Genomic DNA, 11,441 nt, shown 5'->3' with positions numbered 1-11,441 from the left:
CGGTATAGCGAATAACAGTAACGTTTGTCTCGCAATCCCGTCGCTCGGTTACATGGCTCCGCGCGAAAACCCACGGAGATCAGAGGTCCTTCGACTCCGCCCATGTTTCCCTGCTCCGCTCAGGATGACACGTTTTTTTCGGGCGCTTCGCGCGCGCTGCGATGATTTCACCGCGAGCATAGGCAGTTCGTAAGCCACCCACTTGAAACGGCGAAGAGGCCTTAATCTTAATCTTAATCTTAATCTCAATCCCGATCCTTTAATCCCGATTGCTGGGGGATGATTAAGATTAAGATTAAGAAATAGCCCCCTCGAGCGCACCGCGTAGATAGCCACCTCCCGCACCCCAGCGACGGCTCTCAATTGTCCCCACGGCACCACGGAGTTGCCCCATGTTTCCGCAGGCGTCTCGCAAGCTCGGCTCTCGCCAAGCCTCGAATCTCAACTCTCAACTCTCAACTTCCCCGCCCCCGGCCCCCCTCACCGTTCCAGCAAAATCGTCCCACTCCGGTTATCGATCTTCCATTCCTTGAACCGGGAAAGAAAACTCTGCCCCAAAAGCAACGGCGAATTGGCCTCGCCGACCATGGCCGGCACGTCGGTGAGCGTGACATTTCCGACCCGCAACGAGCGTAAGGTAAACCGCGGCCTCTTGGTTTGTCTGCCAGTGGCATCCGAATAAATCGCCTCGGGCAGGATATCCCGTTTCATTACCGTTTCGGCCCGCGTCAGCGTAAGAAAAACGTCCTCGGGGATCTGCACCTCCGACGCCCCCGAATCGACGACAAACTTCAGCTCGATCGCGTCATTGATTTTCACCGGCAATTTCAGCAGCCCCTGTTCGCGGACCATCGGCACTCCCGCCGCGTCATCATTCGCCGCGGAGGACGGCGGCGGCGAAGAGGCACTGGCGGCGGCTGGGGAAGGCGCCGGCTGCGACGTCGCGTACGGGGTATCCAGACCGGGAATGGGCGGAATGACGGGCGACGTCGCGACGGGCTGTGTCGACGACTGCGCCCAGGCTCCCCACAGGCTTTCCTTCGAGTTGGCCAGCGTCTGCTGATATTCCTTCCGGTAAGCGGCCTCGCGTTGCGCCGGTGTTAGCTTATTCCAGGCGGCCATGGCGCGATTCCAAGTGGCCACCTGGTCCGGGCGAAGATGGCTGGCGGATTCTTCCATCGTCGCTTTGCGTCGGGTCTTCCAGGCTTCATAGTCGGCCTCTCTTTGCACCGCGGCCCGTTTGGCTTCGGTTTCCTTGGCGGCGGCGAGACGTTTGGCTTCGGCCGCCTGGATGGCCGCGGCCAGCCTCGCCTGGTCGGCGAGTCTCACTTTCTCGGCCTGCGCGGCCGCGGCCCGCGCTTTCTCCGCTTCGCGCGCTTGTTTCTCTTTCACCGCCTCCGTGCTTTCGCGCCGGGCTCGGGCGATGGCGTCATTGATCGCCGGTGGCGCTTCCTGGCGGGCGGCTCCGGGGCCGGTGGCGTTGGCATTGGCATTGCCATTGGCGGCCGATGGCGCCGCCGGCTGGCTCGCATCGCGGCCCGAATGGAAGCTCGAAAAGAGCGGGAGAATGGCCAGCACGCCGATCACGAGCAGGATGCAGAAGCAAACGGCGGCAATGATCCTGACGCCCCTCCAAATAACGCCCCCCACAAATCGCACGGGTGCAGGAAGCGGAGGCGACGGCGGCTGAAAAGACACAGCAGGAAACGACGCAACAAAACGCGCCGCAGCGGGAGGCAGCGGCGGTGGAAGCGACGCCGGGAGAGGCGGCGGCTGGGCTCCGCCGGCGCGGGTTCTTCGGGCGGCGTCTATCTGCCGGGCAAAGCGGCGGCCAAACAGAAGTCCACCCGGCACGATGACCACGGCGCTCCCCAAGAAAGACCAGATGTTCCCGCCGAAAACGCTCTGCTGGACCACCAACCCCCCAATGATCAGTGCGATGCCCAATGCCAGCCCCCCTTTGGGGCCCTCCGATTGGCCGGGGGTGGAATGCGGGTCCACGGCAGCCCGCCCCGCCGCCGTCCCTCCTGTGGAATGTGGGTTGATAGTTGCCATGCGATGTCGATTCAATAGCTCCGCCCGATCGAGTTAGTTATATCCGTCTCCCCCGCGTCGAGGCAAGTCTCCGTAGCGTCCTCATTTGGATTTCTGGCGCGGGCCCATTTTGCGGCGTGCTCACCGCTTCTTTCGCCTGATCAGCCAGATGACGATGGCCACCATCGCCACCGCCACCATCACCCCCACGGCCACTTCGATCTGCCAATCGTCAATGTGAATCGGATATACGGAAACGTGCGGCTCGCCAATCATCTTCCCGCCAGGCTGGGTCAAAATGGTTCCCCGGTCAAACAAGAGCGTTTTAGAGAGCGTACCGAAAATCGGACAAAAGGAGTTTTTGACCACGGATTTCGCGGATTGCACGGATGAAGAGAAGGATGAAGGCGGAAGGATGAAGAAAGGCGCCCCCCGAAAAGAGGACCAACATCCCAAAGCCGCGTAGCGCACTTCACTTCATCCTTCATCCTTTTCTTGCCGTATCAGCTCAAGCCGACGCGGATTTCTGTAATCCGCGCAATCCGCGCAATCCGTGGTCCCTCCTCCGCTCACATTGAATTTGCTCTCGTGCTCAGACTCCATTTTGTCCGCCTACTCAGCCTCCATGGGCACGCGAGATTGTGTTTCCGAATCGAATTGAGCAACGTGTCACGCTGGCGTTTTGGAGTGCGGCCCTGCTGCCTAAGCATGACCCACATCTTTGCGCGGTGTTTAGATATCGAAGGGGATGGCTCCACTGGGAGCGGCGACTTCCTAGTCGCTGACCGAAAAAACCGATGCGCGTAGCGCCTTTCTTCCCCTCGTGCCCAAACTCCTTGAGTTTGGGCACGAGAGTGGGGCAAGAGAGATTCGTCCACGGCACAATCCCACCCGGGATTGGATTGCCTTTCTCCCTGCGCAGTTCCAACATCCCCCCCGGTCCATCGTTCCCCCACCCCTCGATCCCACTCGAACCATGAAAAAACAACTGATCCGTATCTCCGTCCTCCAATCCAGCAAGATCATGACGGCGCTCTATGTCGTCATGGGCTTTCTCTACACCCTCATGGGAATTCCGATGCTCATCTTCGGCGGCAAGTCGTTGCATATCATCGGTATGATCTATCTCTTCGGGCCTGTCTTTGCCGGTATCTTCGGTTTCATCTTCTTCGTCATCTTCGCCGCCCTTTACAATGCCCTGGCCAATTGGCTGGGCGGCGTCGAAGTCGAGGTCAAAGACATTCCCCCTCAGGCTTGAGTAGGGGAAGCAGGGCCAACGCTCTTCCGTTTCTTAATCTTAATCCTCCCCCAGCGATCGGGATTGAAGGATCGGGATTAAGTTTAGGATTATGATTAAGATTAAGAGAGCTGCAGAAAGCAGCCCGGAGAAGGAGCCGGGCTCCGCGCTTTGACGAAGCGGATCATCGGCCCAAATGGAGTTTGAGCACGAGAGAACCATTGTGGTAAACGATGATGTTCATGTCCCACAATCGTGCAGTCACACGCGCCGCCAAAGCTGCCTTGCTCTTATGTGCATCGATTGGCGTGTCCAGTTGCACGGGACATCTCGATCCGAATGCAGTAGCCGGAGAGTACGCCTACCAATACAAGACGGGCGAGGTGGAAGTGATCCAAATCAATCGCGATAAGACATTCGTTCACGAGTTTTACAACACCCGGGTGGACTACACCAATCGCACACCGCCTGCTTTTAAGGCCAGTGGGACTTACAGCATTGACCACCGCCAATGGAAGGCGAAGGGCTGGCGCATGTTTTATGATATGTTGCACGCCGGAAATCGCCTACCAAACCCATACGAAGCAGGCGAACTCGATTTCACATGGTATCCGCCGGATAAGAAGGTCGCGGCGGCTCTCGTGTATACAGAAGATGGTTACTATTTTCGCAGAACCAAGGATCGTCAGGCCATCATCGAATAACGAGAAATAGGAGCACTGGAACGGGAGATGGTAGTGATGAAGTCGTCGACCCAATGAGCGAAGATTCCCCTGCGCATTATGAAACAGTCAAAGCAGCAATTGATGGCAACCTGGTTCGAAGATCGCCGTAGGCAATGTTTTCCTTTAAGAATCGTAGAACTTCCGAAAAGTCGGGATTCATGGCTTTTCCCCACGCCGTGGATCGACGGGCCGGAGATTGGTCCTTCGCATTGGGAGTATTGCTGCTTTCGCTTGCCGACTGAGAACCGGTTTATGTAAAATCACGACCACTCTCGTAGACGAGTATGGCGCTCGGAATGAAGCCGGAGCTTTGTCTTATGCCATTCACGACGAAGGCGCAGGGTATCTGACCACCACATTCCATACGGAGCTACCTGCCCCGGGTATCCCGGCTAAATATGGCTTTGAAATCTTCGAGCCGATACCGGATCCCACGGGCCCGTACGACAAGTCCGACCCGGCCTGGGACTTTCACGGACAGTGGCTGGGCCACAAAATTGGCGGAGCTCCATTTATCCATGGTCCTGACCGTGATGAATTGCGCAATTTATTGCAGAACGGATACGAACTATTGTTGATGCTCAAGGAGCCGAGCTATAGCGTTGACGATTGGAAGCGATGTGACGATTACTCGGGCGATTGGCTATTCGGCGAGCATCGCTTTAATGTCCTGATAAACCCGCGCACAATGGATGTGCGCTACACTTGGGGTTAATGCTGACCGCCCATTTTTTCATAAAACGGCAAACTCACATACGGGACCAAAGGATAATGGGTAGGCCAGCAGCAGCGCGCCCAGCACGATCGAAGCCATTCGCTTACTGTTCATGGTTGAGGCATTCGCGGACGCTCATTTACAGTATCATGGTTTGGTCCCGCGGATAATCTCCCACCCACAGGTCCAAATACCACTCCATCACTCGCTGAACAAAAGGCCCGGAGTCGCACAGCTCACCTAATGGCTCGTAAAACCTGGGAAAGAAGATGCGCCCCGTATGAAAGTTTCTCGCCAGTGGCACGTTGCACTTGATCTGGATCCGAAGAATGGGCCCGAGCGAAAGCGGATAGACCAGCAGAAGCACGGTACCCAACGCGAGGAAATATCGCTTCAGGCTGTCCTGGGGAAGACGCTCCATTATTCGCATAGGCGCAAGCAATTGAGTCGACACTACCACCTGCTCTGCGTCACTCCAACCCCGTTTTGACATTCTCTCGTTCCCAAACTCGAGCGGAGCGAAAAGTTTGGGAACGAGGGGAAGAGCTACTTCCGCTTCTGCATAGTTTCCAATTTTTCGATTAATTTTTCGGCCTGTCGCCGAACTCTTTTGTCCTTAAATACCCCCGCCTCACTACTTTTTTTCAACCACGCAAGGTGAGGCAGTGAGGCGTCCGGTCTCCAATCCATCTCTTGCATGGCTACCCCTCGCAATTCACTTTTCAACGGATCCGCTTCGGTATTTTCCAAAATGTCGATCTGCATCTGGATCCACTGCCGCAAATGCCCGTCCTGACGCCCTTCTTTACTGAGTTCCGACCAACTGTTTTCGGCATCTTCCCACTTTCCATTCAAAATAGTTAATCGCCCTTTCTGGTAACGCTCCTCCCAATTCAGGACATGATGCGACTCTCGCCGACAACCGGAAACCACGGCAATCCCGACAGCGGCGAATAATACAAACGCAAAGGTGCGCACGTTATCCACATCAGTAGGTTTCTACAACTTTAGGACTTCCGCCAGGCGCTATTTCAATCGAAACGCCTTTCGTAATTGAGCCAGAGTCATCAAACGACATAACATCGCCATACAATTCAAGCTGGCGAAACTCTTCCTCGGGAATATTTCGCACAGAAGCAAAGCGTCTGGCCTCTCGCTTCCGCTCGAGTTTGGGAACGAGAGTGCTGGTCCGGAAGCCGCAGGGGGCTGCAGGGTTCCACCCTTAAGTCTTCTCGCGGTGCACCTCGACTTTGATGGGGAGACCGGGGAATTCGCGGTGGAGTGCGGAGCGTAGGGATTCGGCGGGCGTGGCGGAATTGGCCTGCGCCTGGATGTCAATGAAACTGGCCCGTCCGTCGAGGTAGACAACCGTGCAGACGAATGGTGAAGAACTTCCATCGCCGAATTTGTGAGCCCATTGGAATTCGCCTCCGCCGTCGGGGAAGCCTACCGGGGCGGTGGCCGAGGTATGGAGATACCATCGGCGTGGGTTCCATCGGATGCGCCACGGGACGGATACTTCCTCGGGATTGAACGGGCCGTCCGGGCCATCGAGTTTTTTGGGCGTCAGATCCTGGAGGCCGGCCGCTTTTATGGTGTGATAAAAGTGGGTCTGAAATGGGCTTTGGTCGATCGAGGGATCGGGTAGTGCCGAGAGCGCCAAAGCCGTGACGGCAACGGCGGCGGTGAGGAAAAGGGGGAGCTTTCGTTTCATCGGAAAGAGTTCTTCGGCCACTGCGTTTAGCTTGGAGTCTGTAATGCATTTGGCGATTGTCGCCAAGGCCCGGATGCAACTCTTTCAGGGTTGGATCTTCTTCGAGCATTGCTTTTTCCGGCGCACACCGGCTTTTAGCGCCATGCGAAAAATCATGATCTGGTCAGCCTTGGCGTTTGGCGCCTTCTTTGGATTCGGGCCGTCGAACGCGTTCGGCATCGAGATTCAGAGCCCGGGCGACGGGGCGACGGATGCCGAGCACATCGCGCTGGCCGCGCAGCCGGAGTTTCAGGCCGGCGGTTGGTTCAGTTTCACGAACTCTGGAACCGGCGAGACGAATTGGGGCTCGGCCACGCTCGTCACCCCGGACTGGGTAGTCACGGCCGCGCACAACGTTCTCTCGCCAGATGGTTCTACTCAGCTTCCGCTCTCTCGCATGAAGATTGGTTTCGGGGCGGACGCACTCACGGATTCGACAACGTACGCGGTGACGCAGGTGATACGCCCTGCCGGCTATTCGCCGCTCAACTACGACAGCGATCTCGCGTTCTTGAAGTTAGCCACCCCTGTTACCGGGATCACGCCCGTGGGCCTCTACACGGGTACGCTGTCGGCCGGGCAGGAGGTCACGGCGATCGGTCACGGACAACCGGGTTCCCCGGCGACCGGTTTTCTCCCCTACGACGGGATCGAACGCGGAATGGTGAACCAGCTCGGCAGCCAGGCCGACTTTCAGTCTCTCTTCCCCGATCTAGCACCGGGCATGGTCATGACGGAATTCGTGGGGGACAACCTATCTGGCAACTACGAATACTTCGGCGGCAATCTTTCGCTAGGCGACGACGGTGGCGGGTTGATGGTGCTCGACAACGGGGTGTGGAAATTGGCTGGTGTCAACGTGGTCGGTTTCGACTCGTCGAATTACGGCGACCATGCCATCTACACGGAGATCTCCGCCTACTCCGCCTGGATCAGTTCCCAATCGGCCCTCGCTTCCATCGTCCCCGAGCCGGGCGCGTTTTCGTTAGTGGTGGCCAGCGCTTTTGCTTTCTTGACGCGTCGGACGAGGCCGAAAAAGTCCCGCGCCGGCGTCAAACATTGAATCTATTCCCCCGCCGCGCGAGTAACTGGTTTCCGCAGCTGAATCGCGACGTCGTTGGACTGTTTCGCGCCTGGCGTGCTGCGGCCATCGGCGATGATTTGCTCCAGCGCCTTGGTCATCCGCGCGACCACGTCGGGATGTTCACCATAGACATTCCTGGATTCGGCGAGGTCGGCGGTGAGGTCATAGAGTTGAGTGTCCGGCAGACCTTTGGCTTCCTTGCTTCCGGGCTTGGGATCGCTCCAGCCGCCGGAGTCCGCGCAGAGTTCGAGCTTCCAGTGGCCCTGCCGAATGGCGAAGGAGCCGTTGATGGAATGATGCACCACGGATTCCCGCAGCGGCGCTTGATCCGTGCCGAGGAGCGCGGGCAGGATGCTGACGCTGTCTTCACCCGCATTGTCGGGCAGCTTCGCGCCGAGGATCTCCGCGCAGGTCGCCATCAGGTCGGTCAGGCAGATCGTCTGGCCGCTGTGGCCGCCCGCTTTCACGCGCTCCGGCCAGCGCACGATGAACGGGATGCGGTGACCGCCATCGAAGATATCCGCCTTGTAACCGCGCAGGCCGGCACTCGGAAAATGTCCCTTCGCTTCCAGATCCTTCACGCCGATATACGGCGCGCATCCGTTGTCGCTCGTGAGGATGACGAGCGTGTTGCCGGCCGCGCCACTTTGCTCCACGGCGTCGAGCACGCGCCCGATCATCGCGTCGGTTTCCATCACGTAATCGGCGTAGCGGTTCAGCCCGCTTTTGCCGAGCCACTCCTCCGTCACCGCCAGCGGCGTGTGCGGCGAGGTCAGCGGAAGATAGAGGAAGAACGCCGTGCCGGACTTCGCCTGCTGGCGGATGAAGTCACAGGCCTTGTCCGTGATCGCCGGCAGAATCGCCTCCAGTTTCCATCCCGGCAGCGCGGGGCCGCCTTTACTCGCCAGGTTGTGCCCCAGCAGCTTCGCCGGTAGCGGCTCGGTCGGAATGCCGACCGTGTGATCGTTCTCGATGAAGCAATACGGTGGATAGTTCGGAACATCCGTCCCGAAATAAGTGTCGAAGCCGCGGGTCGTCGGCCCTTCGAGGATCGGGCGCGTGAAATCCAGCATCTTCCCGTCGCGCGGCCACTCCCAGCCCAGATGCCACTTCCCGATGCAGGCCGTCGCATAGCCGTTTTTCTTGAGCAGCGCCGGAACCGTCAGCCGATCCCTGGCGATCAGCGATTTGCCGTAGGGCTCGAGCACGCCGGCTTGCAGCCGCGAGCGCCAGTTGTAGCGCCCCGTCAGGATGCCGTACCGCGACGGAGTGCAGACGGACGAACTCGAATGCGCGTCGGTGAAAGTCATTCCCTGCGCCGCCAGGCGGTCGATCCGCGGCGTGGCGATTTTGCCGCGCTCTGGATTCAGGCAATGCACATCCCCATAGCCGAGATCGTCGCAGAGGATATAGACGATGTTCGGCCTGGCGCCCTCGGCGGCATGAGCCTCACGCAGCGCAGAGGAGACGCTGAGCACAAGGCAAAGGAGCAAGCGAATGATCGGTTTCATGGCTGGATTGGGGAACTGGAGGAAGATTTGCCTGGCGGAGTCAATTGCATTTCTACCGTTTCGGAGCAGGCCGCCGGTGTGTGCCCCGAGGCGGGGCGGCTAATCGAGGGAAATGTGTCAACCGTCAATGGTTGCTCTTGACTACCCCGGCCATTCACTCTGGCGTCGGGCACGTACCTGCTCCTCCAAGATGAGCTTAAACAATTCCGCTTTGGGCAGCCTTTCACTCAGGGTCAACGGAATCTCGCCAACCACTACGTCCGGCGCACTCAAGGCATATGCCGAGATATCGTAACGAATCGGAAATACCTCGGCCTGCGAGAGTCCCAGAAAGCCAGCCAGTCCCTGAATGGCCGATTCCGTGGATGAGGAGCGACGAAACAAAAACTTTCTTTCGCCGGAATAGACGATGACGCTCAGAATGAGCCTGGTCAGTCTCGCGTTGTTGAGTTTAATACCGAGCAACACACCAAAAACGGGCCGCCCATTACCAAGCACCAGTTCCGTGCCGATAAAGCGCCCTTCCATGGTGGTAACTGGAAGTTCGATAACCGGCTTTACGGCGAGTTCTGCATCGGGTCCGACACTTTCATCTTTAGACGTGTACTCCCAAACAGCGTGTTTTTTGAAATCTGCAACCGTCAAGCGATCACTATAGGTCTCACTCATACCTCTAAACGTTCTCATATCTTTGCCGTCGTGCCCAAACTCAGCAATTTGGGCACGAGAGAATCCTACGCATCAGCCTAAAGTCTCAGCGGCCTTGGTCCTTAGATAAAAGTAGAAATGCGGATCAATGATATTGATTGTCCGTTTTTCTTCGTCGTATTCGACGGGTTTGTGCCCAGTCTCAAAGAGCCCATTGAGTTGATCCAGAGCGGCACTGAAATTCGGTTGATTTCCACCATCGGACAATACCGTTTCGGCTCTTTTTCTTATATGGTCGAGATCAATACTTAGGAAGGGAGGGTCCGAGGCAAGCGTATACGCGATTACATCGTAAACGTCCCCATCGGAACCGTTCCTGAGTTTATACGAATTTCGCGCTTGGCCGCGTCTAGGCGGCCCATTCTTTAGTTTGTCGTAAAGCGCAGTATGGTCATAGGAGCGCACTGCGCGTTGCCGAACCCGCGCCCAGTCAAAACCGTCTGCCTTAATCGCTTGATGAGAATATGGTCGGTCCAGGCTGATGTATTCTCGGCCCAGTTCCAGACACAAAGTTTGCATCAACTGCGGGGATCCCAAGCACTCTTTAGAGAGCACATTTAAAATCTCTTCGTCCACCTTGACTTCCAGCGTTTGAAATCCTTTTGTGCCGATTTCCTTGAGGCCTCCAGTCTCCCAAAAATTGACATTGACCGCAAAAAATCGGCCTGCCAAATCCTGATTATTTCTGATTGGATCGTCTCCCCTCTGCGGTGTGTTCAGCACGATGAATCTTACGCCTTGTGCAGCGGCGTTCTTCATTTGCTGGCACAGTCTGCGCTGAACCTCATGCTCAATGTAATGGAAATCGTCTATGATCACGGGCAACCCGAGTTTTGCGATTTCCTCAATCATCTGAGCACGCGGTGGAGATTCCCAATCGTGCTCCGCTGCGGAACCCTTCGGAGTCTGCTTGTATAACACGAACCAGAATTGGTCGGGTGAATCGCAAACATCCCCCGTAACAATGAGTTTGTCCTTGCCTCGCTCGGTGCCAAAAATCGGCTCCTCGCTATTTTGAGTGGGAAGATGGCGGCGTTGCGGGTTGGAAGAGGATCAGGGAACCACGGTTCCCCGAACCCCTCCTCTAGGGGGAACAGAGGTCGGCTGGTGAGGAACCGGGAGATTGACGAGGGGCTGGGATTGAGGGGCAATAGGGGGAAATGGATGCCAAGGAACTCTTCACGCTCGCGCTGCAACTGACCCCGGAATGGAAAGTCAGCGACTGCCAATTGGACCAAGAAGCACACCGCTTAACGCTCAAACTGGACTTTGTGGCTGGGAGCAAATTTTGCGCACCTGGAGCGGAGCATCAGTTGCTTTGCCCGGTGCACGACACGGTGGAGAAGAGCTGGCGGCATCTGAATTTTTTCCAATACCAGACCGAATTGGTAGCCCGAGTGCCGCGGGTGAAGACGCCGGAGGGTAAGGTAGTGCAGGTGGAGGTGCCTTGGGCGCGACCTGGCAGTGGGTTTACCTTGATGTTCGAAGCTTGGGCGATGCTGCTGTGCACCCAGATGCCGGTCTTGGAAGTGGGCGCACTTTTGGGCGAAGAGGACACGCGCCTGTGGCGTTTAGTGGCGCACTATGTGGAAGCGGGCGCAGGCGCGGCGCAGTTGGACCCAAGTGCGCCCGCTGCTGATCGATGAGACCAGTGCGCGGCGTGGGCATCGCTAT

At 57.4% G+C, this 11,441-nt stretch carries 11 protein-coding genes and 1 pseudogene; 5 read left to right on the top strand and 7 right to left on the bottom strand.

Annotation, left to right across the window (positions count from 1 at the left end; all coding sequences use genetic code 11):
- Positions 1-480: 480 nt before the first annotated feature.
- Together CFE428DRAFT_RS32350 and CFE428DRAFT_RS38165 are read right to left on the bottom strand one after the other, a co-directional pair.
- Positions 481-1,650 carry a retropepsin-like aspartic protease family protein gene (locus CFE428DRAFT_RS32350; RefSeq protein ID WP_237705592.1) on the bottom strand — a complete coding sequence of 390 codons (1,170 nt, stop codon included), beginning with the start codon at positions 1,648-1,650 and terminating at the stop codon, positions 481-483.
- A gap of 525 nt (positions 1,651-2,175) precedes the next feature.
- Positions 2,176-2,421, bottom strand: a complete 246-nt coding sequence (locus CFE428DRAFT_RS38165) for a hypothetical protein (protein WP_006983973.1) — start codon at positions 2,419-2,421, stop codon at positions 2,176-2,178.
- Between the two features lie 589 nt (positions 2,422-3,010).
- Here CFE428DRAFT_RS38165 and CFE428DRAFT_RS32345 point away from each other — a divergent pair.
- The 3 genes from CFE428DRAFT_RS32345 (at position 3,011) to CFE428DRAFT_RS32335 (ending at position 4,711) form a co-directional block, all read left to right on the top strand.
- Positions 3,011-3,292: a hypothetical protein gene (locus CFE428DRAFT_RS32345; RefSeq protein WP_006983972.1), complete on the top strand. Its 282-nt coding sequence runs from the start codon at positions 3,011-3,013 to the stop codon at positions 3,290-3,292.
- 212 nt (positions 3,293-3,504) lie between these two features.
- Complete coding sequence (locus CFE428DRAFT_RS32340) at positions 3,505-3,975, top strand: hypothetical protein (protein WP_006983971.1); 471 nt, start codon at positions 3,505-3,507, stop codon at positions 3,973-3,975.
- Between the two features lie 331 nt (positions 3,976-4,306).
- The gene (locus CFE428DRAFT_RS32335) at positions 4,307-4,711 is read left to right on the top strand and encodes a hypothetical protein (protein WP_006983970.1); all 405 of its coding nucleotides are present in this window, start codon (positions 4,307-4,309) and stop codon (positions 4,709-4,711) included.
- A gap of 546 nt (positions 4,712-5,257) precedes the next feature.
- Here the strand turns inward: CFE428DRAFT_RS32335 and CFE428DRAFT_RS32325 are convergent.
- Complete coding sequence (locus tag CFE428DRAFT_RS32325; protein ID WP_006983968.1) at positions 5,258-5,698, bottom strand: hypothetical protein; 441 nt, start codon at positions 5,696-5,698, stop codon at positions 5,258-5,260.
- 235 nt (positions 5,699-5,933) lie between these two features.
- A complete protein-coding gene (locus CFE428DRAFT_RS32320; protein ID WP_006983967.1) occupies positions 5,934-6,425 on the bottom strand; it encodes a hypothetical protein in 492 nt (163 codons plus the stop codon).
- Positions 6,426-6,579: 154 nt separating this feature from the next.
- On the opposite strand from CFE428DRAFT_RS32320, the gene CFE428DRAFT_RS32315 reads away from it, so the two are divergent.
- Positions 6,580-7,527 (top strand): S1 family peptidase, encoded by a 948-nt coding sequence (locus CFE428DRAFT_RS32315; RefSeq protein WP_157447725.1) that lies wholly within the window; start codon positions 6,580-6,582, stop codon positions 7,525-7,527.
- A gap of 2 nt (positions 7,528-7,529) precedes the next feature.
- On the opposite strand, the gene CFE428DRAFT_RS32310 is transcribed toward CFE428DRAFT_RS32315, so the two are convergent.
- The 3 genes from CFE428DRAFT_RS32310 to CFE428DRAFT_RS32300 all read right to left on the bottom strand — a co-directional run bounded on the left by CFE428DRAFT_RS32310 (position 7,530) and on the right by CFE428DRAFT_RS32300 (position 10,688).
- Entirely contained in the window at positions 7,530-9,059 is a 1,530-nt protein-coding gene (locus CFE428DRAFT_RS32310) for a sulfatase family protein (protein ID WP_006983965.1), read from the bottom strand.
- Positions 9,060-9,200: 141 nt separating this feature from the next.
- Positions 9,201-9,728: a hypothetical protein gene (locus CFE428DRAFT_RS32305; RefSeq protein WP_006983964.1), complete on the bottom strand. Its 528-nt coding sequence runs from the start codon at positions 9,726-9,728 to the stop codon at positions 9,201-9,203.
- Positions 9,729-9,800: 72 nt separating this feature from the next.
- Positions 9,801-10,688 carry a hypothetical protein gene (locus CFE428DRAFT_RS32300; RefSeq protein WP_237705591.1) on the bottom strand — a complete coding sequence of 296 codons (888 nt, stop codon included), beginning with the start codon at positions 10,686-10,688 and terminating at the stop codon, positions 9,801-9,803.
- Positions 10,689-10,927: 239 nt separating this feature from the next.
- On the opposite strand from CFE428DRAFT_RS32300, the pseudogene CFE428DRAFT_RS32295 reads away from it, so the two are divergent.
- Positions 10,928-11,441, top strand: a pseudogene (locus tag CFE428DRAFT_RS32295) (helix-turn-helix domain-containing protein); the annotation flags it as partial.

The sequence above is a fragment of the Chthoniobacter flavus Ellin428 genome (genome assembly GCF_000173075.1).
GTDB classification, from domain to species: Bacteria; Verrucomicrobiota; Verrucomicrobiia; order Chthoniobacterales; family Chthoniobacteraceae; genus Chthoniobacter; species Chthoniobacter flavus.
The sequence above is the reverse complement of the archived record's forward strand: the minus strand, read 5'-3'. Positions and strand labels throughout refer to the sequence as shown.

Excerpts from the sequence above, each read along its gene's own strand:
- CFE428DRAFT_RS32345 (WP_006983972.1), top strand. The coding sequence starts at position 3,011 with ATGAAAAAACAACTGATCCGTATCTCCGTCCTCCAATCCAGCAAGATC.
- CFE428DRAFT_RS32340 (WP_006983971.1), top strand. The coding sequence starts at position 3,505 with ATGATGTTCATGTCCCACAATCGTGCAGTCACACGCGCCGCCAAAGCT.
- CFE428DRAFT_RS32320 (WP_006983967.1), bottom strand. The coding sequence starts at position 6,425 with ATGAAACGAAAGCTCCCCCTTTTCCTCACCGCCGCCGTTGCCGTCACG.
- CFE428DRAFT_RS32315 (WP_157447725.1), top strand. The coding sequence starts at position 6,580 with ATGATCTGGTCAGCCTTGGCGTTTGGCGCCTTCTTTGGATTCGGGCCG.
- CFE428DRAFT_RS32310 (WP_006983965.1), bottom strand. The coding sequence starts at position 9,059 with ATGAAACCGATCATTCGCTTGCTCCTTTGCCTTGTGCTCAGCGTCTCC.
- CFE428DRAFT_RS32305 (WP_006983964.1), bottom strand. The coding sequence starts at position 9,728 with ATGAGTGAGACCTATAGTGATCGCTTGACGGTTGCAGATTTCAAAAAA.